We start from the raw sequence: 23,786 nt of genomic DNA, 5'->3' as shown, positions 1-23,786 counted from the left end.
AGGTAAATGCCTAACTATCAAGCCGATCTCGATACCGTCTTTCACGCGCTGGCCGATCCGACGCGCCGCGCCGTCTTGAACCAGCTCAGCCGTGGCCCCCAGGCGGTAAGCCAACTGGCCGAGCCCTTCGATATGGCGCTGCCGTCCTTTCTTCAGCATCTGAAGGTGCTGGAAGAGAGCGGCCTGGTTCGCTCCGAAAAAACCGGACGCGTGCGCACCTGCGCCATGGACGCCAAGAACCTGTCGGCCGCCGAAGCCTGGATCGCCGAACAGCGCGCCATCTGGGAGGGCCGCCTGGATCGTTTGGAGGACTATCTGGTCGAATTGAAAACCAAGGGGAAGAACCATGGCCGCAAACGCTGAACGCACCGTGGATACCGAAGACACCCATGTCGTCGTGACGCGCCTTTTGGATGCACCGCGCACCCTTGTGTGGGAGGCCTGGACCGATCCCGCCCATCTGCGCCGTTGGTGGTTCCCGGCCGGCTGGTCGGTCGGTGACACGACGATCGAGCTGTGTGCCGGCGGCAACTTTCGTCATGTCGTGCGCTCGCCGGACGGAGTCGATTATCTAAGCAGCGCCACCATTCGCGAGGTCGTCCGGCCAGAGCGCATCGTCTATGACGGCACGCCCGATGACCGCAACGCCGGCGGCGCCGGCATGCCGCCGGGTGCGGAGGTCCGCGTGACCTTCGCCGAGGAAGGCGATCAGACCCGCCTGACCGTTGAGACACGGTTCAAGACACCAGGTGCCTGCGCGGCAGCGGACGAGACCGGCTATGCCGGCCACTGGGCAAAGGGGCTGGAGCAACTGGGCGACTATCTCGCCACCGTGAGGGTGTGATGGGCGGTGCGGCGGCGAGCGGCGACACGGTCCGCGTCACCATCGAACGCCGCTTCGACGCGGCACCTGAAGAGGTATTCGATGCCTGGCTTGACCCGGATGTCGCGCGCCGCTGGCTCTTCACCTCGCCAGGCAGCGCGATCAGCCGCGTCGGGATCGACGCCAGCGTCGGCGGTTCCTTCGTCTTTGTCGACCAGCGCGACGGCAAGACGGTTGAACATCAAGGCACGTATCTGGAAATCAACCGTCCGCACCGTCTCGTCTTCCGCTTCTGGACCGCCGAGGAACCGTCGGCACCTGACTTGCTGACGGTGATGATCACCCCGGACGGTGAGGGCTGTGTGCTGACACTGCACCACGACTTGCATCCCTACTGGGCGAAGTTTGTCGACTTCACCAATAAGGAATGGACGCAGATGTTCGTTCTGTTGGACGGCGTGCTGGCCGAGGCTTCGATGAGGTGATCAAGATTGGTTGCCTCAAGATGAGGCCGCGTCGTTCCGTCAACCTTCACCAGAAGGCTCAGAGCCAGGTGGATTAGAGAACTCAATCAAGTTGTAAATCTTTGCGATATCATCAACAGGGAAGGTCTTAATCTCGAACAGAGACATTTGCGCCAGGTCTGTAACACCAGCAATCGCTTCCAGATTGCTCAGAAGGTACTTGATCTGGGTTACATTGAGATCTGGTGCATCCGTGACTTGGTCTTGATCGGTATTTTCGGTCTCGGCTAGTTTGTTGGTCGCCGTGATGGCGCTGCTGAGCGTCAACAGCAGACTGTTGGCGGCCTGCCGGGCAGCCGTTACGAGCGCTGCGTTCTCGGGGTCCAGCTGTGCCTGCCTTATGATGTTGAGTTGCGATCGCGCCTCGTCAAACACGACGATCTGCCGGCGCATGGTGAGGAGCGTGGCGGTTTCCTTGATAATGTCTTGTCCGGCTTCGCTCAGTCGGTTCGCCGCCGCCGCATCGGCTTCGTCAAGCTTCGCCCGCAACACACCATAAGTGTTCTGCGACAGGTCGAGCCGTACGGACGAGAGGTTCTTGTTGATTTGGATGGAGATGTAGGTGCTCTCCAAAAAGGGGTCGCCGGCTCGGGCAAGAAGTGTTCCGTCATCATTGTAGCGGCTGGTCTTGTAGAACAGGCGGCCTGTGTTCTGATCGTAGGTCAGCATGTCCCACGGCGTTTCAGCGCTGCGGTCTTGTTCGCGCACAAAGATGTAATCGCCGACGGCGAGACGAGCGTACGGGTATGCACCGTTGGAGTCGGGATCGAATGTCACGGCGTACTCGAAGTTGGTGTCGTCAGTACTGCCTGTCAGCAAGGCCGAGCCTAGGCTGTTAAGGGCATTGAATATTGGCTGTGCCGGCGCGTAAGCCATCCCACCGATCGAGGCCAACGTATCCAAGAGGGCCGACGCCTGGGCGTTCTCGGTTTCCAGCTCAAGAATGAAGATGTTCATGCCAATCGGCCCGCCATTGTATTCGATCGGTCCGTAGATCGGCATGTTGTTGAAGTTGAGGTGCTGGCCGGGCACGACGTCTTCGGAATAGTAGACCACACGACCGCGTTCCTTGCCTTCGGCAGAGAAATCGAAGTCGTGCTGGGCTGATCCGTCAAACTCGAAGACGTCTACGATGACAGCAATCTCGCAGTTGTGGCCCCAACCATCGGTCGGGTCGAAGCCACCTTCGATACAATCTTCGATATAGGCCTGTTGAAGCCTGATCGCGACCGAGTCCCCGGCCTCGATCTCTCGGTCCAAACTGTCGGGCGACCAGTTTCGCCACACCAGGTCGAGTGGAAGCATGATGTCGGTATCGCCGGACCGAGAAGGTGAGCCCAACCGCTCGTCCAACTCGTCCTGTTCCCACGGTTCCCTTAGATCCGTGGTCCGATAGTCGACGGCTCCGGTATCCGAAAGCGCGCAACCGCCCAGGAACAACACCAGGACAACAGAACTTGAGATCATCTTGTCGAGTACCATCAATGCGCCCCCCACATCGACTGGATACACGCTATTGTAGATTGTCTATTATTTTTTTCAATAACTCTAGTTCGCTGCGCGCACGGCACTGGAAACAGCGCGTCTAACGCGTGCAGTGCTCTTGTCGATTGCGTCCGGCCAGAAAGACCGACCGTCAGAAGCGAGGAGAGGAAGTGGGGTCGGCGGGCTGCCCGTCTAGATAAACGGAATGTCGGCGACGGTGCCGGACCGTGTTCCCGTCGGCGTCTCGACCGCGACCTCGTGCCCGACATCCCAGTGGCCACGCTCCAGCATGGCGAAGGCGACATTGGTGCTGAGGTCGGGTGACCAGGCGGCGGATGTCACTATGCCGACGCTGGCGCCGTCGACAGCGACCGACCAGATGTCGACGCAGGCGGGTACCGGCTCGCCGTCGATGCGGATGCCTTTGATCAGGCGATCCGGGCCCTTGTCGTGGACGGCCTGAAGCGCGTCGCGCCCCAGAAACTCGGTCGGTGCGTCGAGATTGCAGAACCTGTCGAGGCCGCATTCGAACGGGTTGTTCTCGTAGGTCATGTCGTTGCCATAGGACAGCAAACCGCCTTCGATGCGCTCGATCAGGTTGGGGCAGCCGGCGCGGACGTTGAGCGGCTTGCCCGCCTCCATCAGGGCGTCCCACAGGTCGAGGCCGAGCGAGAAGTCGTCGAGATAGATCTCGAAGCCGCCCTGCTTGCTCCAGCCCGAGCGCGCGACGATCAGGGGGTGGCCACGGAAGTCGAGGAGGGCGAAACCGAAGAAGCGGATCTCGCGCACGGCATCGCCGAACACGCGGGCCATCAGGTCGTCGGCCTTTGGTCCCTGCACGCCGAGCGGCGAGACGTCCGGCTCCTCGACGCTGACGTCGAGCCCCATGCCGGTAGCAAGCCCCTTGCCCCACAGGACGACGTCGGAATCGGCGATAGACAGCCAATACCGATCTTCGGCCAGCTTCAGCGCGACGGGGTCGTTGATCATCCCGCCGGTCTCATCGACGAGCGGAACATAGAAGCAGCGTCCGACCCGCGCCTTTGCCAGATCCCGCGGCGTCATCAACTGCACCAGGCGCGCGGCGTCCGGCCCCTTGATCTCGACCTGACGTTCGCAGCTGACATCCCAGACCTGCACGTGGTCTTTGAGATGCCGGTAGTCGTCCTCGACCGAGACGAAGGCGGTCGGCAGAAGCATGTGGTTGTAGACGGTGAACCCTTTGACACCGGCGGCTTCGACGCGCGGCGAAAACGGCGTGCGGCGCAAGCGGCGCGATAGGGCGATGATCGGTGATGTCATGACAGCGACGACTCCGGCGAAGTGACCCCGCGCGTATAGACGCCCGCAGGGTGACGGGCAACTCTCTAGCGTCGAACCTACCTGTCGCCCGGGCGCGGCGGCACGCTGGCGACGATGGATGTGTCGAGTGCTTCGTAACCGGCGAGGTCGAGCAGGTTATAGAGTTCCTCGCGCGTTTGCATGGCGTCGAGCATGGCGCGCGTCTCGCCGTCGCGTTTGAGCGTCGCGTAGAGGGTTGCTTGAGCCTTGTTGGCGACGCGCAGGGACGAGACGGGCCAGATCACCATGCGGTAGCCTAGTTCGCGAAACGCATCGGCGGTCAGATAGGGTGTCTTGCCGAACTCCGTCATGTTGGCGAGCAGCGGCACGCCGGGCAGGCGATCGGCGACTGTCTTGAACATGTCGGCGCTGGTCAGCGCCTCGGGAAAAATGGCGTCGGCGCCGGCTTCGACATAGAGCCTGGCGCGGGCGACGACGCCGTCGACGCCTTCGCTGGCCGCGGCGTCAGTTCGCGCGATGACGTAGAGGTGGCGGCGCGCTTTGGCGGCAGCCGCGATCTTGTGTGCCATATCGTGTGCGTCGACGAGATGCTTGTCGTTCAGGTGCCCGCACTTCTTCGGCAGATGCTGGTCTTCGATATGAACGGCGGCCGCGCCCGCGTCTTCGAACGCGCGCACCATGGTCATGACGTTAAGCGCCTCGCCATAGCCGGTGTCGCCATCGACCAGAACGGGCAGGCCGCTGGCGTGGGCGACCTGGCGGATAAAGAAGCAGACATCGTTGATGGTCACTAGGCCGAGGTCGGGCAGGCCCATGGACGCCGACATCGCCGCGCCGGAGAGATAGAGCGCCTTGAAACCGGCGGCCCTGGCCTGCAGCGCCGCCATCCCGTTATGGGCGCCGGGCAGGCGCAGGATGTCGTCAGCGCCAACCAGGGCGCGAAAGGTCTCGCCGGCGGCTTGTCTCGGCAGATCGGCGGCGACCAGATAGGGCATGGCATTTCCTTACGCGGGGCAGACCGATGATGGTGCCGCCGCCGGGGAAACGCTAGATCGATCTCAAAATCCTCACTTGGCCGCGCCGCTTGACGCCGTTCCGCCAGCCGGCTCTCCGGCCGGCGGTTCCGGTGGCGGTTCGGCCGCGATCTCCTTCTTGTCGCGCCGGCGCACCATCAGGCGCAGGACGACGTAGAAGACCGGTGTCAGGATGAGGCCGAAGAAGGTGACGCCCAGCATGCCGGAGAAAACGGTGGTGCCGAGTGCCTGGCGCATCTCGGCGGCCGCGCCGGTGGCGATCATCAAGGGCACGACGCCCAGGATGAAGGCAAACGCCGTCATCAAGATCGGGCGCAGGCGCAGGCGGCAGGCCTCGACCGCGGCGGCGACCACATCCAGCCCGCGCTCCTCCGCCTGTTTGGCGAACTCGACGATAAGGATCGCGTTCTTGGCGGCCAGCGCAATCAAGACGACCAGGCCAATCTGGGTCAGGATGTTGTTGTCCATGCCGCGCGCCATGGTGCCTAGCATGGCCGACAGCACGGCCATCGGCACGATCAGGATGATGGCGAGCGGCAGGACCCAGCTTTCGTACTGGGCGGCCAAGGCCAGGAAGACGAAGAGCACCGAGAGCATGAAGATATAGACGGCGGTATCGCCGGTCTGGCGTTCCTGGAACGCGAGTTCCGTCCACTCATAGCTCATGCCCGGCGGCAGTGAGGCGTCGGTCAGCACCTCCATCGTATCGAGTGCGTCGCCAGACGAGACACCGGGCGCGGCCTCGCCCTGCAGCGGCACGGCGGTATAGAGGTTATAGCGCTGCACGAGGTCGGGGCCGGAGACGAGCTGGACATCGGCCAGCGTGCCGAGCGGCACCATGGCGCCGTTATCGGCGCGCACTTTTAACTGCTCGATGTCCTCGATTTCCAGGCGATAGGGCGTGTCGGCCTGGGCGCGCACCTGATAGACGCGGCCAAAGGCGTTGAAGTCGTTCACATAGGTCGTGCCCAGGTTGATCGAGAGCGTCTCGAAGATGCGCTCGATCGGCACGTTCAGGATCTGCGCGCGAGTCCGGTCGATCTCTAAAAAGATCTGCGGGCTCGACGCGCTGAACGTGGTGAAGACCGAGGTCAGGTTCGGGTCCTGATTGGCGGATCCCATCAACTGATAGGCAAGGCCCAGCACGCGGCTCATGTCGGCGGACTCGCGCTCCTGCAACATCAGCTTGAAACCGCCGGCATTGCCGACGCCGCGCACCGGCGGCGGCGGGATGGCGATGATGAAGGCCTCCTGGATCTGCTGCAGGCCGCCATAGAGCTGGCCGATAATCGAGCCCGCCGGCTGGTCGTCGGCCAGACGCGTGTCGAACGGTTCGAAGGCGGCGAAGATGACGCCGGCGTTCGTCGCGTTGGTAAAGGTCGCGCCGGAGAAGCCGGCAAACCCGACGGCGTTCTTGACGCCCGGCGTGTTCTTGACGATCTCGGTCGCGCGCAGGACGACCTCGTCGGTGCGGTTCAGCGAAGCGCCGTCGGGCAATTGGACGACGACGATGGCGTAGCCCTGGTCAAGCTGTGGGATGAAGCCGCGCGGCACCGACTGGAACGCCTGATAGGTGCCATAGAGCAGGCCGGCAAAGACCAGCATCATGCCAAGCCGCATGACCTTGCCGCCGACCAGAAGCTTGACGGTGGCGGCATAACCGCCGCTGAAGCGGTCGAAGCCGGCGTTGAAACGACCGGCGAACCAGGCCGCCGCGCGTGCCAGGAAGAACTTCGGTTTCGGGGCGTCGTGGGGTTTCAGGAGAAGCGCCGCGAGCGCGGGCGACAACGTCAGCGAATTGAAGGTCGAGATCGCCGTCGAGACGATGATGGTAACGGCGAACTGCTGATAGAACTGACCCGTAATGCCGGGGATGAAGGCGGTCGGCACGAAGACCGCAGCCAGCACGACGGAGGTCGCAATGATGGCCGAACCGACCTCGTCCATGGTCTTGTGCGCGGCTTCGCGCGGAGAGAGCCCTTCGCGCACGTTCCGTTCGACGTTTTCGACGACCAGGATCGCGTCATCGACGACAATACCAATGGCCAGCACCAGACCGAACAGCGTCAGCAGGTTGATCGAGAAACCCATCGCCGCCATGAAGACGAAGGTGCCGATCAGGGAGACCGGGATGGCGGCGATCGGGATCAGAGCGGTCCGCCACGACTGCAGGAAGATCAGGACAACGAGCACGACCAGGATCACCGCTTCGAACAGGGTGATATAGACCGCGTCGATCGACTGCTCGATGAACTCCGTGGGGTTGTAGACGATCTCGTAGGAAAGGCCGGGCGGGAAATCCTCGGCCAGGCGCGCCATGGTCGCCTTGATCTGATCGGCGGTTTCCAGCGCGTTGGTGCCGGGCCGCTGGAAGATGCCGAGCGCGACCGCCGGTTTGCCGTTGAGGTAACTGTTGGTGATGTAGTCGCGCGCGCCCAGTTCGACCCGCGCGATATCCCAGATCCTGACCGTGCGGCCGTCGTCAGTCGACTTCACGATGATATTGCGGAAGTCGCGGGGATCGGAGAACCGGCCCTGGGTCGAGATCGTCACCTGGAACGCCGTGTCATCAGGCGACGGCGGCGCGCCGATGGCGCCGCTGGAGACCTGGACGTTCTGTTCGCGCAAGGCGGCGATCGCATCGGCGGCGGTCAGGCCATAGGACGCCAGCTTGTCGGGGTCGAGCCAGACGCGGATCGAATACTCGCGCTCGCCAAACAGCAGCAGGTTGCCGATGCCCTGAAGGCGCACGAGTTCGTCGCGCACCCGCGCGCGGGCGTAGTTGGAGACGTAGAGCTGGTCATAGGTTTCGTCCGGCGACAGCATGTGCACGACCATCATCAGGTCGGGCGAGCTTTTTGCCGTCGTCACGCCCTGGCGGCGGACTTCTTCGGGCAGGCGCGGCTCGGCGACCGCGACGCGGTTTTGTACCAGCACCTGCGCCTGATCGATGTCGGTGCCCAGACCGAAGGTGATGGTGATCTGCGCGCGCCCGTCACTGGTCGAATAGGACGACATGTAGATCATGCCTTCGACGCCGTTGATCTCCTGCTCCAGCGGCGTCGCGACGGTGGCGGCGACGGTCTCGGCGTTGGCGCCGGGGAAGACCGCCTCGACCACGACGGTCGGCGGCGAGATCTCGGGATACTGGGACACCGGCAACTGCACGAACGCGATCAAGCCGGTAATAATCAGGACCAGCGACAGAACCGTCGCGAAGATCGGCCGGTCGACGAAGAAATGGGCGAACTTCATGGCCGACGTCCGCGCCTATTCCGCGATGTCAGGCAGTTCGATGATCTCCGGCGTCACCGTGGCGCCGGGCCGCACGCGCATCAAACCGGCGACCACGATCAGTTCGTCGCCGGTCAGGCCGTCGCGGATGACGCGGTAGCCGTCGATCCTGGGGCCAAGCCGGACCTGTTTCGCCGAGACGACGCCTTCCTCGTCGACGACGAAGACGATGCGCCGGTCCATATCGCTGGCGATCGCTTCGTCGGGCAGCAGGATGCCGTCATAGGGCAGGGATCCCGGCACGTTGATCTGGCCGAACAGGCCGGGCAGCAGGATCAGGTCCGGGTTGGGCACGACGGCGCGCACGCGCATGGTGCCGCTTTCCGGATCGACGCGGTTTTCCGAGAAGTCGAGCTCGCCGGGGAACACGGAATCGCCGTTGTCGGCCAGCGTGATCACGACTGGCAGACCGCTACCTTCCTGCAGATTGGTGCCGCGCGCCCGCGCGTCATCCGCATAGGCCAGGAACGTGCGCTCGTCGATGTCGAAGTAGAAATAGATGGGATCGGTGCTGACGATGCTGGTCAGCACCGTGGCGTTGGCCTCGACCAGGTTGCCTTCCGACAGGTAGTTGCGATCGATGCGCCCGGTCAACGGTGCGCTGATCTGCGTGTATTCAAGGTCCAGCATGCCGCGCTGGACGGCCGCCTCGGCGGCGGCGACCCGCGCCTGGGCAGCAAGAAAGTTGAGGCGCCGCTCGTCGACGGTCTGGATCGATATGTTGCCGCTCTCCAGCAGCTGTTCGGCGCGGTTCAGTTCGTCTCGCGTGTTGTTGAGCGCGGCCAGCGCACTCTCCAGTTCGGCCTGGGCTTCGGCCAGGGCGGCTTCGACGGGTCGCGAGTCGATGGTGAACAGAAGGTCGCCTTGCTCCACGATATCGCCATCGACAAACTGGATGGTCTGCAGGTAGCCACCAATGCGGGCGCGCACCTCGACCTCGCTGACCGCATCGAAACGACCGACAAACTCGTCATCTTCTACGATCTTTTTGACGACAGGATGGGCGACGGTCACGGCGGGTGGCGGCGGTGGTTCCCCGCGCGCCTCATTGGGCTCGTTATCGCATGCCGCCAACAGCAACGCGCCGGCGACGGCGCTCACCAGCAAGCCGGACCGCGCCCCTGGCATTCGAAATCGCCAAATCAGCCCATTCTCCATGGCAAATCATCCCTGTTGAATCAAAGCGTGCAGCGACCAGAAGACCCGCACGACAAGGTGCCGGGCTGCCGGAGCGGCTGCCAGTTTGTGGTCTCAACAAGCGGTCCATGTGAAGCGACGACACACGACGTGTGCAGCGCCGATCCAATCCCCCACGGGCCAAGTGCCATACTTGATGCACAAGCCGGCAAAGATAAAGACCCCGCCGCCGCTTTGTGGCGGGATGATCGAAAATGTGATCGCCAATTTTCGGTTTCGCGCCAGGGTGAGCCTTGATTTATCGTGTCGTCTGCAAACAACGCATGTCCGCCATGCGATCAAAGCTGCAAGCGGAGTAGGGGCATGACGGGTCCAGTCAAAAATGGTGACATGCCGCGGTTGACCGGCGACGTCGCGCAGCTGTGTGATGATCTGGACCGCCAAGGGTTTTGCCTGGCGGAAACGATGTTGTCACAGCAGGAAACCGACCGTGTTCGCGAGATCGTCTTTCGTCGTGCGCGAGGTGATGAAACCTGCGGCGGCGACCGCGACGAGACGCTTGCCTGGCCGCAGCGCGGCGGCGATCAGTGGCAGCTTCTGGTGGCCGGCGAGGATGGGCTGGATCACCTAGCGTTGCACCCGACCGCCATTGCCCTGGCGCGCCACCTGTTGGGCGCGCGCATCCATTTGTCCGGCTTTTCGTCGCACATCGTCCACCCGGGGAATCAGGTCATGGACCTGCATACCGACCAGTGGTGGATGCCTCAGCCGGTGATGCCGGGTGAGGTGGGCACCAAGGCCGGTGACATAACACGCGAGGCGCAGCCCCATGGCTCGCCGGCGCCCGCGACACGTCCGATCAACCCGGCGGTGGTCATCAATGTCATGTGGGCGGTCACCGATTTCACGACCGCGAGCGGGGCGACTAGGCTGGTGCCGGGCAGCCATCTGTCCGGTCTGCACCCCGATCCCGCCGAGATCTACGACACCGTCGATGCGGAGGTGCCCGCGGGCAGCGCGGTGATCTGGGATGCCCGGACGTGGCATGCGTCGGGGCGCAACGACGGTAATGCGCCACGCATCGGCATCACTGCGACCTATTGCGGGCCGCAGTTCCGCCAGTTACAGAACTTTACCTGCGGCTTGCGGCCCCAGGCGCAGGCAGCCCTGTCGGACGAGATGCGCGCGCTCTTGGGTTTTGAACTCTGGCAGAGCTATGGCGCGACCGACGATTTCGAGGCGCGTTTCGCGCGGCCCGGTTACGAGCGCCCACCATCCGCAGAATCCAAGTGACATGCGCAACCAGATCCAGCGGGTAATCTTCGAGGTCCGGAACGAGACTGTTACTGGGGCCGCCGCATGACCACAACGCCGAAGAAACCGAGACCACGCAAGAAGGACGACGTCGCGCCGTTCACCATCATGACGATCGGCGTCTACGGTTTCGACGGCGAGACGTTCCTGCAGCGACTGCGGGACGCGGAAGTCCGCCTGCTGCTCGATGTGCGTCAGCGCCGGGGTGTGCGTGGCCGCGAATACGCCTGGGCTAACGCCCGCCGGCTGCAGGCGGCCCTGGCCGATGCCGGAATTGCCTACGCGCACCACCTCGATCTCGCGCCGACCACGGAATTGCGTCAGGTTCAGTACGCCGAAGATGACCGGCAAGGCGTCGGCAAGCGCTCGCGCCGCGAGCTCGCCGCTGAATACACCCGCCGCTACACCTCCGAGATCCTCGACCTCGCCGATCTCGAGCCTGTTGTCGCCGCGGCGTCGACCGGCGGGCCTGCGGCGCTGTTCTGTGTCGAGCGTGACCCAGAGGCGTGCCACCGCTCCTTGATTGCCCAGCGACTGGCCGACCGCTACGGCGTAACGGTTGAGCATCTGCGGCCGCTATAGAGGGTTCAGTCCCAGAAAACCGGCGGGGAGAAATCGACAAAAGGGCGTGTGAAAGAACCCGTCCGCGCGTCTCAGCGCTGGTTGATCTCCCAGTCTGGCGACCGATGGAACGCCCGGTAGTCCGGCTCCAGCGGTGTTTTGCCGGCGATCATGTCCGATGCCTTCTCGGCGATCATGATGGTCGGGCCGTTCAGATTGGCGCTGACCACCCGCGGCATGACCGAGGCATCGACCACGCGCAGGTTCTGGCAGCCATGGACACGGGTCTCACCATCGACCACCGCCATCTCGTCATAGCCCATGGCGCAGGTCGAGGAGGGGTGGTGTTCCGTTTCGCCGTGTATGCGTGCGAAGGCGTCGACGTCGCTATCGGACTGCACGTCGATGCCCGGCGTCAGCTCGCGGCCGCAATAGGGTTTCAGCGCATCTTGCGCGATGATCTCACGGGTCAGTTTGAGGGCGTCGCGGAACTCCTGACGGTCGTTTTCGGTCTGCATATGATTGAACTGAATGACCGGCGGCTCGAACGGATCGGTTGAGCGCAGGCGGACGAAGCCGCGGCTGGTCGGGCGCATCTGGCTGATATGAACCTGAAAGCCGTGCCCCTTGTGCGGCATCGAACCGTCGTAGTTCATGGCGATGGCGACGAAGTGATGCTGGATGTTGGGGTACTCGATCCCCGGCCGGCTGCGGAAATAGCCGCCGGCTTCGAACAGGTTGGATGCCGCGACGCCCGATTTGCCCATAAACCACTGCAGACCGGTCTTGAGCTGGCCGAGTTTGGTGGTCGAGCCATAAACCGAGACTGGTTGCGTGCATTCGTACTGGATCGGCCAGTCCAGATGGTCCTGCAGGTTCGCGCCGACGCCGGGCAGGTCATGCACGACATCGATGCCGAGTTCGCGCAGATGTTCGGCGTTGCCGACGCCCGAGCGCAGCAGGATCTGGGGTGAGTTGAAGGTGCCGCCGGACAGGATGACCTCGCGTTCGGCGTGAATGCGTTTGGTCTGGCCGTTCTTGATGTACTCGACCCCGACCGCGCGGGTGCCTTCGAACAGGACGCGGTTGGTGTGGGCATCTGTTTCCAGTGTCAGGTTGGGGCGTTTGAGCGCGGGGTGCAAATAGGCGCGCGCGGCACTGTTGCGCACGCCGCCGACGACCGTGCGCTGCATGGCGAAGACGCCTTCCTGCTGATAGCCGTTGACGTCTTCGACGTAAGGGTATCCGGCCTCCACGCCCGCTTCGATGTAGGCGCGGTAGAGCGGGGTGAGATCGCCGCCGGTAGAGACCTCCAGCGGACCGTCGCCGCCGCGCCACTCGCTCGCGCCGCGCTCGCTCGTCTCCATGCGCTTGAAATAGGGCAGGCAGTGGGCGAAGGACCAGTTGTTGAGCTGGTTGGTCGACCAGCCGTCATAGTCCAGCGGCAGGCCGCGCAGATAGACCATGCCGTTGATCGACGACGAGCCGCCGACCACCTTGCCGCGCGGATAGAAGATGCGCCGGCCGTCCATGAAGGGCTCGGGCTCGCTATGATAGTACCAGTTGTACTTGCGCCCGGTGATGATGATCCAGGCGGCCGCCGGCATGCGCAATAGGTAGAGGCTGTTATCCATGGGACCGGCTTCCAGCACCTTGACGGTGGCGGCGTCATCCTCGCTCAGCCGGTTGGCCAACACGCAACCGGCTGAGCCGGCGCCGACAATCAGATAATCAACTGTTTCGACCATGAACGCGCCCTTCCCGCATCAAAGATGGGGCGGACTATAGCAAGCTTTTCTGGTGCCGCACGGCGACAATTCCTATGCTGCCCGCCACACGCTATCCGGGAGTACGCCATGCCGACCGAACATGACCTTGCCGCCGCGCGCCGCGCCTTCGCCGAGGAACTGCGTGCAACATCGCCGGTCCTGAAAAACGAGTCAGTGGTCGACGCGTTCGCCACCGTGCCCCGCGAGCGGTTTCTGGGACCAGGTCCCTGGACCATTTTGCCGGGCGCGCGCTGGGGCGAGAGCTACGAGACGCCGGATACCGATCCGCGCCGGGTCTATCACGATGTTCTGGTGCCGCTGGACGCCGCGCGCGACATCAATAACGGTCAGCCGAGCTTGTGGGCCTATATGTTCGACCGCCTCGCCATCCGGCCGGGTGAGCGCGTCTATCAGGTCGGCGCGGGCACAGGCTACTACACAGCACTTTTCGCCGAGTTGGTCGGTGCAAATGGCCACGTCACCGCGGTCGAATACGATGCCGGTCTGGCGGCCCAGGCGGCGGCGAACACGGCATCCTGGTCGCAGATCGACCTGATCCACGGCGACGGTGCAACCTTTGATCCTGGCGAAGTCGATCTGGTCGTGGCCTTTGCCGGTGTTACCCATCCGCTGCCCCTGTGGCTCGACCGGCTCGCCGTCGGCGGGCGCCTCATGGTCGGCCTGACCGGGCCCAGCATGTGGGGTTTCATGCTGATGGCGACGCGCCTGGACGACGGCTTCCGTGCCGAGGCGCTGGGACCGGCCGGCTTCATTCCGTTTGTCGGGCGCGATGAGGAAGCAGGCGAGCGGCTTGCCAGGGCGCTTAAGCGGCTGAAGGGCAAGCCGGTGCCCATCAAGTCGCTGCATCGTGGCGCACCGCCCGAAGGCAACGAACGGAAGGTCTGGTATTGGGGTCCGGGCTTCTGGCTGTCGCGGTGACGGTCGCCTTGCCTATGCGCCGCGCCGTGCGATGAACGACAAGGTATCGATCATCGCCTCTACCGGGGCCTCCCATTGGAGGCCGTGCCCGACGCCTTCATAGATCATCAGTTCAGAGCCGGTGATTTTCTGGTTGAGGCGCGTTTGCTCGGCCTCCAGGAACAACCCGTCCTCGTCGCCCCACAGGATGAGCGTCGGACAGTCGATCGATGATAGATCCGGATCGACGTCCCTGGGCCGATAGGCGAGCAGGCCTTGCAGGGCGTCGCGCCAGACCCGCGCGGGCAGCAACATGCTCTCGTCGACGATGTGGTCCAGCGCCATGCCAGGCCCCAGTGGATTGGCGCAGGTGCCGGCTTGGAATTCGTGGACAAAGGCCCGGGGTACGGGATCGCCCAGTTTTGCGACTTCTTCGGCAAGGCCGGCGACGACGTCGTTGTCCGCGGTGACCGCAGAGGCGATCAGGATGAGGTGGGTGACCCTGGATGGCGCCGTAAGCGCGATCTCTTGCGCGATAAACGTTCCCATGGAGTGACCGACGATCGGCGCCTGGGAAATGCCAAGAGCATCGAGGACGCCGATGGCGTCGCGGGCGTACTGCTGCGTTGAATAGTCTTCTTCGGGCTTGACGCTGTTGCCGTGGCCGCGCTGGGTAATCGCGACGGCCGACTTGTCGTCGGGCAGGGCCTCAAGCATCCCGTTGAAGGAATACCAACTGTCGCCATAGCCATGCAGCATGACAATGGGGTTTTCCATGTCACCGCAACAGGCAACTTCAAACTCCAAACCCGTCGCGGTCTGAACCCTTCTCACGTCGATCACACGCGCTCTCCCTCTTTCGAACGATCTGCGTTAGCTACCCTACGAGACCGTACCATAGTGCCGTCATGTCTGGATTGCATCGGCTGCCGGCTCTAAGGTCGCGATGGCAATGTCATTCACGACGAGGACACGGCATGTCTGCGACAACCCAAGGCGACCGGCGCAATGTGACCGAGGCCTTCCTGGCCGACCGCGCCAAGTTCGTCCGCCTGGAGACCGTGCGCCTGACCAAGATCGCCGGCGCCGGCCACTATTCCAGCACATTCTCGGCAGCCGAACTGTTCGCCGCGCTCTATTACGCCGAGCTCAACATCCGGCCGCACGAGCCAGACTGGCCGGACCGCGACCGGTTCATCCTGAGCAAGGGGCACGCGGCGATCGGGCTTTACCCGATCCTGGCCGATCTCGGCTACTTCGATAAGGCGCTTCTGGAAGAGTACACGCGGCTCGGCTCGCCGTTCGGCGATCATCCGGATATGAAAAAGATCCCCGGCGCCGATTTCAGTTCGGGTTCGCTGGGGCATGGGCTGTCGGTCGGGGTCGGCATGGCGCTTGCCGCGCGTGTCCAGCGGCGAAAGCACCGCGTCTTCTGCATGCTGGGTGATGGCGAGCTGAACGAGGGCCAGGTCTGGGAAGCCGCGATGTCAGCAGGTCATTTCGGCCTGCAGTCGCTGGTCGGCATTGTCGACCGCAATGGTCTGTGCATCGACGGCCACACCGAAGAAATCATGAGTGTCGAACCGCTGGAGCAGCGTTTCGGGTCCTTCGGCTGGGACGTCCAGCGCATCGACGGCCACGATCTCAACGCGATCCTGGAAACCTTCGGCAAGCTGAAGCCGCCGGGCGAGGGCAAACCCCAGATGATCATCGCCGACACGGTCAAAGGCCGCGGCGTCAAGATGATGGAGATGAGCCTGAACTGGCATGTCGGCAACCTGGTGGGCCGCGACTATGACGCTGTGGTGAAGGAGATCCAGTTGGGTCCCGACGCCGTGATGCGTCCTGGGGCCGGGCTATGAGCGGGCGCCCGGACTACGATAGCGGTCAGAACCAGAGCGACATCTTCACCGGCATCGCGGAGCTCTCCGAAAGCGAGTCGGTTAAGGGCACGCCTGCCTCGCGCCTGCCGGCCTTCGTGCTGGGCGACGAACTGGCGGCGTTGGCCGACAAGGACCCGCGCGTTGTCGTGCTGACCGCCGATCTGGCCACCGCCAACCGCACGACCGAGTTCCAGGCGCGCCATCCCGATCGCTACTTCGATTTCGGGATCGCGGAGAAGAACATGGTGACGGCGGCGGCCGGCATGGCGGCGTCGGGCCAGATCCCCTATGCGGCGACCTTTGCGGCGTTCTGCGCGATCCTTTGCGCCGAACAGATCCGCACCGACTGCGCTTATCCGGAGATGCCGGTGCGCGCGGTCGGCCACCACTCCGGCATTTCGATGGGTTTTTACGGCACCAGCCACCACGCGACCGAGGATCTGGGCATGATGCGCACGATCGCCGGACTGACCGTGGTGTGCGCGACCGACGCCAACCATCTGCGCGCGGTGCTGCGCGCCTCGGTCGATCATCCGGGCGCCATGTACATTCGCCTGGGCCGCGGCCGCGACCCCGACGTCTACGAGACGGTGCCTGGAGACCTGACGTTCGGTAAGGCGATTACGTTGCGCGATGGCAAAGATCTGACGCTGATCGCGACGGGGTCTGAGGTGCATCCATCGCTAGAGGCGGCGGCGATGTTGGAAGCCGACGGTCTCTCCGTGCGCGTGCTGGACATGCACACGATCAAGCCGCTCGACCGCGATGCTATCGCCGCGGCGGCCGGCGAGACCGGCGCCGTCATGACCGTCGAGGAGCACAATGTCATCGGCGGCCTGGGCAGCGCCGTTGCCGAGGTGTTGGTTGAGATGGACCGTGTCCCCTTCGCACGCCACGGCATTGACGATACCTACGCGCTGATCGGCCCGCCGGCAGCGCTCTACGCCCATTACGAACTGGACGCCGAAGGCATCGCGAAACGGGCGCGTGCGTTGTTGGGTTGATGGAATGACGTGAGCCGCATCAGGCGCGACGCGTCGTGCTCAGCTTGTCGCGGTTTTGTCGGGCCAGCGCATAGGTTGGTTGGAGCGCCAGCGCCTGATCGAAGCTCTTTGCCGCCTCACCGCGCCGGCCAAGTGCCATGAGGGCTTCGCCATGGGCGTTATGCGCCTGCGGGTAGTCGGGCCTTAGCGAGATCGCCTTTTTGTAGCTCTTGAGCGCCTTGGCATGTCGGTTTAGCGCTGCCAGCGCGTTACCGTAGTTGTAGTAAGCTGACGCGACTTTGCCGTTGAGCGCGATTGCGCGCCTTAAGTGCTGTTCGGCGTTTTTGCTGTCGCCCTGCTGAAGGAACGTCAGGCCCAGCGTGTACCGCGCGTCGAAGTTCTTGGGATCGTCCTCAAGCAGTTGGGACAGCATCTCCTCGGCCGCGCTGAACGATCCTTGTTGGACCAGCTGACGCGCCTCCGCAACCGGGTCGTCGGCGGGTTTCGACGCCGCTTCGATCTTCTCGAGCATCTCGCGGGCACCGGCGTGGTCGGGGTCGATCTGCAGGATCTGGCGGCACCCGGCCGCCGCGTTGGCCGCCTGACCGCCGGCCGCGAAACTCTGCGTCATGGCGAAGACATAAGGCAGGCTTCGCGGCTCGACCTTGCCACGCAGGTTCTGTTTGCTCTTCGTTACGATCGCGTGGTTGATGATGCGCCGTTCCTCGGGCCCGAAATCGTACTTGTAGCTGTAGTCGCCGAGCTGCAGGTCGTAGGTCTTGTAGCCGTTTTCGATACCCCAACGGATCGAATAGAGATGAACAATAAAGCCCGGCGGCGGGCGACGGACCGAGAGGTCGCGGGCACCGACCAGGCAGATCATCGATCGATTCTTTTGATCCAGCAGCCTGGCGCGCGCGCCGATCGGCTTGTCGCCCTGCCACAGCACGGGCAGCATGACATCGCCTTCGTCGAAGCAGGCGCGCAGCATGGTGCGGTGATGCTTGATCTCGGTCTCAAGGGCGGCCTCCGTCTTGATTGGTGTGAAGGCTGTCTTCCACAGATCGAGCAGAATACCGAGATCGCGATCGATGGTTTCGGGCGTCGCATGGGTGACGCTGAGCTCGCCGCCATCGACAAGCCGCATGGCGCGCCGCGCATGCTTGCGCGTCGTATGCCCCATATGGTTCTTCAGGAACGTCTCCCAGTCGTCCGGCAGCGCGACGCAAGGGTAGACCGTGAAGTCGATGCCGTTTTCATCCGGTTTCGGTTCGGCGGCCTGGACGTCGAACTCGGACGGCGCAAAGGCGCCCAAGAACAGCTTCATGCGTCGCGGCGAGGCGACGACACGGTCGACACTGATCGCGAGCCAGTTGAGCTGCTTCAGGCGCTTTGCGAATGCCGGGACGACGCGCTCTTCATCCTCGGCACTGCACATGATGCCGGTGTAGCCGGCATAGTAGCACCCGCCCATGCGGATCGTGTTGTGGAAGCCGATCTCGGTGTTGAACTCCGACCACAGCTGGATCGGAAGAAAACCGGTATAGGGCGAGGCGTCATCTTCCCTGGCGGCGAGCACCAGCCACTGGTCGTCGATCAGGTCGAGCCAGTTCGCCATCCACGGCCAGGACATGAAGTACTGGGCGTCCGGATCGGCGTCGTAGGCGGCACGCCAGGCGGCCTCATGGCGCCTGAGCGCCGCAATGTCGTCGATGTCGTCGATCTGCATGGGGGCCTTTTAGCGCCTAACGGCGGGGTGGCGCCACGATGGCGGTCACTATCGTCGGCGACGTCACTCCAGCACCGGACGTCGTTTGCCGTGCCCGGTTGCCTGTTCGAAGGCCTGTGCCACCTGCAAGACCAGGAGATCGTCGCCCGGCCGGCCGTGGACCTGTAGGCCGCGCGGCAAACCGGCGTCGGAGAACCCGAAGGGAACGGTGACGGCCGGCAGGCCGAGCAACGGCGCGACGGTCAAGAGGCTCCAGTCGATGTCATCGCCGGCGGCTTCATCATCAAAACCAAAGGGGTCGTGCGGATCGTCAGGCCAGACCAGCACGTCGTACGCCTCGAACGCCGCGGCCATGTCACGCCAAAGTCGGTAGCGGCGCGCCTCGGCTTCCAAAATGTCGTTGCCGGTCAGGCCGCGCGACCAAGCCGCCCGTTCCTCCAGACCGGGGTCGAGACCGTTTCCGACGGCGGGTTCAACCTCGGCCGCGACGCGTTGATGGGCAAGCACGTCATAGGCGCCGTCGAAGAGGCCACGAAGATCAATATCGTGGTCGCTTATCACGCAGCCGAGGCTTTCGAACACGGCGCGTTGTTCGTTGAAGTGACGGGCGATGTCGGGGTGGACGCCGATCGATCCGTGATCGCATCCCCAACCGACTTTCAGGCCTTTGAGGTCGCGCGCGAGATCGGGCAGGCCAGGTGGAAAGGGCGCCTGCACGTAGACGGGCGCGCGCGGATCGGGGCCAGCCAGGGCGGACAGAAAGAGCGCGGCGTCCGCGACCGTGCGGGTCATCGGACCAGGCGTGTTCATGTTGTGCCAGGGCAGGGGATTGGGTACGTCGGGGACCATGAAGGCTGTCGGTCGATGGCCGACAATGTTGCACCAGGCCGCCGGGTTGCGCACCGAGCCGCCGATATCCGAACCGTCGGCCAGCGGCGTCAGGCCTGCGGCCAGTGCTGCGCCGCTGCCACCGCTGCTGGCGCCCGGACACTTTGAGAGGTCATAGGGATTGCGCGTCGGGCCGAACACCGGGTTGTCGCAGGTGTTGCGCGCCATCGTGTATTCGGGCGTGTTGAGCTTGCCCAGGATGATGGCGCCTGCGGCCTTCTCGCGCTCGACCACCAGGTGGTCGACGTCGGGCACGTTGTCCTTGAACGCCAGCGAGGCAAAGGTCGTGCGCAGGCCCTTGGTCGGGAAGCAGTCTTTCACGCCGACGGGCAGGCCGTGCAGCACGCCGAGGTCGCCGCCTTTCGCGCGGGCCTTGTCCGCGGCCTTGGCATCGTCGCGGGCACCGTCCAGGCGCAGGGTGACGAAGGCGTTGATCTGGGGGTTGATACGCTCGATCCGGTCGGCATGGGCGTCGATCAGTTCGACGGTGCTGATCTCCTTCCTATCCAGAAGGTCCTTTTGCTCGACGGCGGAGAGATAACAGAGATCGGTCGCGTCCATGGCGGCACCCCTTGTCGCTGTAGCGCGCGCAGTCTATGGAGTCAGCCAGCAGCCGTCAGCACCTCTATAAGGAGTAGACCATGGACCTCGGTTTATCGGGCAAGGCGATCATCGTGACCGGCTCGACGCGGGGCATCGGCTTGGCCATCGCCGAAGCCTGCGCGCTGGAAGGCGCGTCGGTCGCCATCTGCGGGCGCCGGCCCGACCACCTGGACGCCGCGCGCGAGCAACTCGAGGCCCACGGCGGGACGGTCTTCGCGGCGACCTGCGATATCGGCGATCCCGAGCAGGTCACCCATTTCATCGATGGCGCAGTCAAGGCGTTGGGCGGCCTCGACGGTCTTGCCAACAACCCGTCGGGCTTCGGCAGCAGCGATGACGAAACCGGCTGGCGCCAGAGCATGGAGGTCGACCTGATGGGTACCGTGCGCACCACCTGGGCCGCCCTGCCGCATCTTAAAGCAGACGGCGGCGGGTCGATCGTCAACACATCGTCAATTTCCGGCATCGGCGCTTCGGGCGGATTTCCCTATGGCGCGGCCAAGGCGGCGGTCAATCAGCTGAGCCAGTCCCATGCGCGGTCGTTCGCGGCCGACAAGATCCGTGTCAACGCCATAGCACCCGGATCGATCGACTTCCCCGGCGGTTTATGGCAGCAGGTGAAGGTCGAACGTCCGGCGGATTACGAAGCGACCTTGGCGTCGATCCCGTTCGGGCGCTTCGGGCGGCCCGACGAAGTCGCGCGCCTCGCCGCCTTCCTGTTGTCGGACGCGGCGAGCTGGGTAACCGGCCAGGTGATCGCTGTCGACGGCGCCCAGAACCTGTGATCCAGTGCAAGCCGACGGGTCGGGGCGGCTTTTTGACGTGACCTGACCAGGGGATGGCAGATCGGGAAAGCAACATGACCGCCAAGAAGCCGAACTTCCTCATCATCATGGCCGACTTCATGGGGGCGCTGGTTCTGCCACCCTATGGCAACACGATTGCGAAGACGCCGAACATGGCGCGCCTTGCCGACGACGGTGTCGTGTTCGAGAACGCCTATTGCAACTATCCGCTTTGCGCGCCGTCGCGGGCCTCGATGATGGCAAGCCTGCTGCCGTCGGAGATCGGCGTCCACGACAACGGCGCGGAGTTCCCAGCGAGCATTCCGACCTTCGCGCACTATCTGCGCGACCTCGGTTACCGCTGCGAGCTCTCCGGCAAGATGCACTTTGTCGGGCCGGATCAGCTGCACGGGTTCGACGAGCGGCTAACGACCGACACGGTGCCGGCGGATTTCGGCTGGATGCCGACACGGGAGCTGGACGGCGACTGGCCGAATGTCGATCCGATCCGCGAGTCCGGCGTTGCCGCGCGGACGCTGGGTCTCGACTTCGACGAGGAGGTCTCCCACCGGGCGATCCGGCGTTTGTACGACTTCGCCCGCGATCCCGACCTCGATCCGTTCCTGTTGACGGTATCGTATATCGAACCGCACGAGCCCTACCGAACGACGCAAGAATGCTGGGATCGCTACAGCGACGGCGAGATCGGCTTGCCCTCTGTGCCGCTGCTGGACGAAGCCGACTGGGATGCCCATAGCCGTCGACTCTATGAGCTGATGGGGATCGACAAGAACGCGCTGACCGACGAGCAGATCGTGCGTGCGCGTCACGGCTTCTACGCCATGGTGAGCTACATCGATCAACAGGTCGGCCGCCTGCTGGCCGCCTTGGACGAAACGAAGCTGGCCGACGACACCATCGTTATCGTGACCGCCGACCATGGCGCGATGATCGGCGAGCGCGGCATGTGGTGCATCGTCAACTTCTTCGAATGGACCATGCGCGTGCCATTCATTCTGCACGCGCCCGGCCGCTTCGCACCGCGCCGGGTGCCGGCAAATGTCTCCTTGGTCGATCTGTTCCCAACCCTGCTGGATCTCGCAAGCGGGGGAAACCCTCCTGACCTGGCGACGCCGATCGAAGGCCGCAGCCTGGTGCCGCTCGCCCAGGGCGGAGCGCCGGCGGACGATGACGACACGGTTTATGCCGAGATCGCCGCGGAGGGATGTGTCAAACCCGGCGCCATGGTGAAACGCGGCAGCCACAAGTTCATTCACTGCGAAGCCGATCCGCCGATGCTGTTCGACCTGGCGAGCGATCCCCAGGAGCTGAACAATCTGGCAGACAACCCGGCTTGGGCCGACGTCGTGACCTCCATGAAGGCCGCGGTCGACGCCAAGTGGGATCTCCAACGCTGGGAAGCGGATGTCGAGGAGAGTTGGCACCGGCGCCGCATGATCTATGCGACCTTTGAGAAGGGTAATCCCCCAGTTTGGGACTACGCGGTCGACAACGATCCCTGGCGCCACTATCAGCGCAGCTTCCGCGAACCCTGGCAGGACACCGAACACAAGGCGACCCTGCGCTAATCCGTCTTTTGCAAAGGACTGTTCATGAAGACACTTGCCGCACTGGTGTTTCCAGGCTTCCAAACCCTCGACTTTTTTGGCCCGCTCGAAATGCTGGGTGATCTCGGCGACCAGATTGACATCACCATCGTCGCGGAGACGTCAGAGCCGGTGCCCAGCGTTCACGGGCAGGGCCTTTTGGTCGACAAGACGGTGTCGGATGGCAGCGACTATGACCTGCTGTTGATACCGGGTGGTGACACGGCACTCGAGGCGGCAAAGAGGCCCGCCGTCACAGATTGGATCGTTGAGACGTCAAACAAGGCCGAACTCGTCATGACCGTGTGCACCGGCAGCATTCTGCTGGCCACGACCGGCCTGCTCGATGGCCGCCGGGCGACGACCAACAAGCTGGACTTCACGAAGACCGTGCCGCTTGGTCCCGAGGTCGACTGGGTGCGCCAGGCCCGATGGGTCGAGGACGGCAAGTACTTCACCTCATCGGGCGTGTCGGCGGGGATGGATATGACGCTTGCCGCCATTGCCCATCTGTTCGGCAAGGCGACCGCCGAGGAGGTCGCGGAGGGGACGGAGTACGAGTGGCACGATGACGCGAGCTGGGACCCCTTCGCCAAAAGCAGCGGTTTGGTCTGAGCGGCGACCAGGTCCGTCCGGAAGCAGTCTTGATTCGCATCACCAACACCATCAGCCTTGCCGATGATGAGATCGAGGAACACTTCATTCGCGCCCCGGGTCCCGGTGGTCAGAACGTCAACAAGGTCGCGACGGCCGTTCAACTGCGCTTCGATGCGGCCAACAGCCCGGCGCTTTCCGACGCCGTCTTGCGCCGCCTGAGATCACTGGCCGGGAGCCGCATGACCCGGGACGGCGTGATCGTGCTGACCGCCAACCGGTCGAGGTCCCAGAGCAGGAACCGCGAGGACGCGTTGGAACGCTTGATCACGCTGATCCGCGACGCCGCCACGCCGCCCGCGCGCCGGCGGCCGACAAAACCCACGGCCGGATCCAAGCGCCGGGCCGCAGAAAGCAAGCGACGGCGTGGCGAACTGAAGAGGCAACGCAGAAAGGCAGGTCCCGACGACCACTGAGCGATGACCCGCTGAGACCGAGCCGTGAACAGCCGTCGTTCTTCGGCAAGTGGGGGGTCGTCCAACATCGATCAAAG

At 63.9% G+C, this 23,786-nt stretch carries 21 protein-coding genes; 12 read left to right on the top strand and 9 right to left on the bottom strand.

The features are described from left to right. The first annotated feature begins 6 nt into the window (after positions 1–6). From AAF563_02775 to AAF563_02765, 3 genes are read left to right on the top strand one after another with little or no spacing between them, the layout of a single operon-like run. On the top strand, positions 7–363 hold the full coding sequence (locus tag AAF563_02775; GenBank protein ID MEM7120173.1) for a metalloregulator ArsR/SmtB family transcription factor: 357 nt from the start codon (positions 7–9) through the stop codon (positions 361–363). Then, a complete protein-coding gene (locus AAF563_02770) occupies positions 347–844 on the top strand; it encodes an SRPBCC domain-containing protein (GenBank protein ID MEM7120172.1) in 498 nt (165 codons plus the stop codon). The genes AAF563_02775 and AAF563_02770 overlap by 17 nt, the downstream gene beginning before the upstream one ends. Continuing rightward, positions 844–1,308: an SRPBCC domain-containing protein gene (locus tag AAF563_02765; GenBank protein MEM7120171.1), complete on the top strand. Its 465-nt coding sequence runs from the start codon at positions 844–846 to the stop codon at positions 1,306–1,308. The genes AAF563_02770 and AAF563_02765 overlap by 1 nt, the downstream gene beginning before the upstream one ends. A gap of 39 nt (positions 1,309–1,347) precedes the next feature. On the opposite strand, the gene AAF563_02760 is transcribed toward AAF563_02765, so the two are convergent. The 5 genes from AAF563_02760 to AAF563_02740 all read right to left on the bottom strand — a co-directional run bounded on the left by AAF563_02760 (position 1,348) and on the right by AAF563_02740 (position 9,590). Continuing rightward, positions 1,348–2,829 (bottom strand): hypothetical protein, encoded by a 1,482-nt coding sequence (locus tag AAF563_02760; GenBank protein MEM7120170.1) that lies wholly within the window; start codon positions 2,827–2,829, stop codon positions 1,348–1,350. Positions 2,830–3,024: 195 nt separating this feature from the next. Continuing rightward, on the bottom strand, positions 3,025–4,134 hold the full coding sequence (locus AAF563_02755; protein MEM7120169.1) for a dimethylsulfoniopropionate demethylase: 1,110 nt from the start codon (positions 4,132–4,134) through the stop codon (positions 3,025–3,027). 77 nt (positions 4,135–4,211) lie between these two features. After that, positions 4,212–5,129, bottom strand: a complete 918-nt coding sequence (gene prpB, locus AAF563_02750; GenBank protein ID MEM7120168.1) for a methylisocitrate lyase — start codon at positions 5,127–5,129, stop codon at positions 4,212–4,214. A 72-nt stretch (positions 5,130–5,201) separates the two neighbouring features. Continuing rightward, complete coding sequence (locus AAF563_02745; protein MEM7120167.1) at positions 5,202–8,423, bottom strand: multidrug efflux RND transporter permease subunit; 3,222 nt, start codon at positions 8,421–8,423, stop codon at positions 5,202–5,204. A gap of 15 nt (positions 8,424–8,438) precedes the next feature. Beyond that, the gene (locus AAF563_02740) at positions 8,439–9,590 is read right to left on the bottom strand and encodes an efflux RND transporter periplasmic adaptor subunit (protein ID MEM7120166.1); all 1,152 of its coding nucleotides are present in this window, start codon (positions 9,588–9,590) and stop codon (positions 8,439–8,441) included. A 372-nt stretch (positions 9,591–9,962) separates the two neighbouring features. Between AAF563_02740 and AAF563_02735 the strand changes: the two genes are divergently transcribed. Continuing rightward, the gene (locus AAF563_02735; GenBank protein MEM7120165.1) at positions 9,963–10,892 is read left to right on the top strand and encodes a phytanoyl-CoA dioxygenase family protein; all 930 of its coding nucleotides are present in this window, start codon (positions 9,963–9,965) and stop codon (positions 10,890–10,892) included. 66 nt (positions 10,893–10,958) lie between these two features. Beyond that, positions 10,959–11,495 (top strand): DUF488 domain-containing protein, encoded by a 537-nt coding sequence (locus AAF563_02730; GenBank protein MEM7120164.1) that lies wholly within the window; start codon positions 10,959–10,961, stop codon positions 11,493–11,495. A gap of 71 nt (positions 11,496–11,566) precedes the next feature. Here the strand turns inward: AAF563_02730 and betA are convergent, their stop codons facing one another. Next, positions 11,567–13,222 (bottom strand): choline dehydrogenase, encoded by a 1,656-nt coding sequence (gene betA / locus AAF563_02725; protein ID MEM7120163.1) that lies wholly within the window; start codon positions 13,220–13,222, stop codon positions 11,567–11,569. 108 nt (positions 13,223–13,330) lie between these two features. Between betA and AAF563_02720 the strand changes: the two genes are divergently transcribed. Next, positions 13,331–14,182, top strand: a complete 852-nt coding sequence (locus AAF563_02720; GenBank protein MEM7120162.1) for a methyltransferase domain-containing protein — start codon at positions 13,331–13,333, stop codon at positions 14,180–14,182. 12 nt (positions 14,183–14,194) lie between these two features. Here AAF563_02720 and AAF563_02715 read toward each other — a convergent pair whose 3' ends face one another. Continuing rightward, positions 14,195–15,004 carry an alpha/beta hydrolase gene (locus AAF563_02715; GenBank protein ID MEM7120161.1) on the bottom strand — a complete coding sequence of 270 codons (810 nt, stop codon included), beginning with the start codon at positions 15,002–15,004 and terminating at the stop codon, positions 14,195–14,197. A gap of 134 nt (positions 15,005–15,138) precedes the next feature. Here AAF563_02715 and AAF563_02710 point away from each other — a divergent pair, with 134 nt between their 5' ends. Then, on the top strand, positions 15,139–16,023 hold the full coding sequence (locus AAF563_02710; protein MEM7120160.1) for a transketolase: 885 nt from the start codon (positions 15,139–15,141) through the stop codon (positions 16,021–16,023). Beyond that, a complete protein-coding gene (locus AAF563_02705) occupies positions 16,020–17,048 on the top strand; it encodes a transketolase C-terminal domain-containing protein (GenBank protein MEM7120159.1) in 1,029 nt (342 codons plus the stop codon). The genes AAF563_02710 and AAF563_02705 overlap by 4 nt, the downstream gene beginning before the upstream one ends. A 19-nt stretch (positions 17,049–17,067) precedes the next feature. Here AAF563_02705 and AAF563_02700 read toward each other — a convergent pair whose 3' ends face one another. Together AAF563_02700 and AAF563_02695 are read right to left on the bottom strand one after the other, a co-directional pair. Then, positions 17,068–18,756 carry a GNAT family N-acetyltransferase gene (locus AAF563_02700; GenBank protein MEM7120158.1) on the bottom strand — a complete coding sequence of 563 codons (1,689 nt, stop codon included), beginning with the start codon at positions 18,754–18,756 and terminating at the stop codon, positions 17,068–17,070. A gap of 63 nt (positions 18,757–18,819) precedes the next feature. Continuing rightward, entirely contained in the window at positions 18,820–20,205 is a 1,386-nt protein-coding gene (locus AAF563_02695) for an amidase (GenBank protein ID MEM7120157.1), read from the bottom strand. A gap of 80 nt (positions 20,206–20,285) precedes the next feature. On the opposite strand from AAF563_02695, the gene AAF563_02690 reads away from it, so the two are divergent. The 4 genes from AAF563_02690 to arfB all read left to right on the top strand — a co-directional run bounded on the left by AAF563_02690 (position 20,286) and on the right by arfB (position 23,709). After that, positions 20,286–21,032: an SDR family NAD(P)-dependent oxidoreductase gene (locus AAF563_02690; protein ID MEM7120156.1), complete on the top strand. Its 747-nt coding sequence runs from the start codon at positions 20,286–20,288 to the stop codon at positions 21,030–21,032. A 74-nt stretch (positions 21,033–21,106) separates the two neighbouring features. Beyond that, on the top strand, positions 21,107–22,621 hold the full coding sequence (gene betC / locus AAF563_02685; GenBank protein MEM7120155.1) for a choline-sulfatase: 1,515 nt from the start codon (positions 21,107–21,109) through the stop codon (positions 22,619–22,621). A gap of 24 nt (positions 22,622–22,645) precedes the next feature. After that, positions 22,646–23,254 carry a DJ-1/PfpI family protein gene (locus AAF563_02680; protein MEM7120154.1) on the top strand — a complete coding sequence of 203 codons (609 nt, stop codon included), beginning with the start codon at positions 22,646–22,648 and terminating at the stop codon, positions 23,252–23,254. 29 nt (positions 23,255–23,283) lie between these two features. Next, positions 23,284–23,709, top strand: coding sequence for an alternative ribosome rescue aminoacyl-tRNA hydrolase ArfB (arfB, locus tag AAF563_02675; protein MEM7120153.1), 426 nt, complete (start codon positions 23,284–23,286; stop codon positions 23,707–23,709). Positions 23,710–23,786 lie beyond the last annotated feature (77 nt).

Source organism: Pseudomonadota bacterium (assembly GCA_039028155.1).
GTDB lineage: Bacteria > Pseudomonadota > Alphaproteobacteria > SP197 > SP197 > JANQGO01.
Note: the sequence above shows the minus strand (reverse complement) of the source record. Positions and strands in the feature narration are given on the sequence as shown.

What these genes read in the sequence shown, in the direction of transcription:
- AAF563_02760 (MEM7120170.1), bottom strand. Translation starts at nt 2,829, where the DNA reads ATGGTACTCGACAAGATGATCTCAAGTTCTGTTGTCCTGGTGTTGTTC.
- AAF563_02740 (MEM7120166.1), bottom strand. Translation starts at nt 9,590, where the DNA reads ATGCCAGGGGCGCGGTCCGGCTTGCTGGTGAGCGCCGTCGCCGGCGCG.
- AAF563_02680 (MEM7120154.1), top strand. Translation starts at nt 22,646, where the DNA reads ATGAAGACACTTGCCGCACTGGTGTTTCCAGGCTTCCAAACCCTCGAC.
- AAF563_02705 (MEM7120159.1), top strand. Translation starts at nt 16,020, where the DNA reads ATGAGCGGGCGCCCGGACTACGATAGCGGTCAGAACCAGAGCGACATC.
- betA (MEM7120163.1), bottom strand. Translation starts at nt 13,222, where the DNA reads ATGGTCGAAACAGTTGATTATCTGATTGTCGGCGCCGGCTCAGCCGGT.
- AAF563_02735 (MEM7120165.1), top strand. Translation starts at nt 9,963, where the DNA reads ATGACGGGTCCAGTCAAAAATGGTGACATGCCGCGGTTGACCGGCGAC.
- AAF563_02690 (MEM7120156.1), top strand. Translation starts at nt 20,286, where the DNA reads ATGGACCTCGGTTTATCGGGCAAGGCGATCATCGTGACCGGCTCGACG.
- AAF563_02745 (MEM7120167.1), bottom strand. Translation starts at nt 8,423, where the DNA reads ATGAAGTTCGCCCATTTCTTCGTCGACCGGCCGATCTTCGCGACGGTT.
- AAF563_02755 (MEM7120169.1), bottom strand. Translation starts at nt 4,134, where the DNA reads ATGACATCACCGATCATCGCCCTATCGCGCCGCTTGCGCCGCACGCCG.
- AAF563_02710 (MEM7120160.1), top strand. Translation starts at nt 15,139, where the DNA reads ATGTCTGCGACAACCCAAGGCGACCGGCGCAATGTGACCGAGGCCTTC.
- AAF563_02765 (MEM7120171.1), top strand. Translation starts at nt 844, where the DNA reads ATGGGCGGTGCGGCGGCGAGCGGCGACACGGTCCGCGTCACCATCGAA.
- AAF563_02695 (MEM7120157.1), bottom strand. Translation starts at nt 20,205, where the DNA reads ATGGACGCGACCGATCTCTGTTATCTCTCCGCCGTCGAGCAAAAGGAC.
- AAF563_02775 (MEM7120173.1), top strand. Translation starts at nt 7, where the DNA reads ATGCCTAACTATCAAGCCGATCTCGATACCGTCTTTCACGCGCTGGCC.
- AAF563_02700 (MEM7120158.1), bottom strand. Translation starts at nt 18,756, where the DNA reads ATGCAGATCGACGACATCGACGACATTGCGGCGCTCAGGCGCCATGAG.
- AAF563_02770 (MEM7120172.1), top strand. Translation starts at nt 347, where the DNA reads ATGGCCGCAAACGCTGAACGCACCGTGGATACCGAAGACACCCATGTC.
- betC (MEM7120155.1), top strand. Translation starts at nt 21,107, where the DNA reads ATGACCGCCAAGAAGCCGAACTTCCTCATCATCATGGCCGACTTCATG.
- AAF563_02730 (MEM7120164.1), top strand. Translation starts at nt 10,959, where the DNA reads ATGACCACAACGCCGAAGAAACCGAGACCACGCAAGAAGGACGACGTC.
- prpB (MEM7120168.1), bottom strand. Translation starts at nt 5,129, where the DNA reads ATGCCCTATCTGGTCGCCGCCGATCTGCCGAGACAAGCCGCCGGCGAG.
- AAF563_02720 (MEM7120162.1), top strand. Translation starts at nt 13,331, where the DNA reads ATGCCGACCGAACATGACCTTGCCGCCGCGCGCCGCGCCTTCGCCGAG.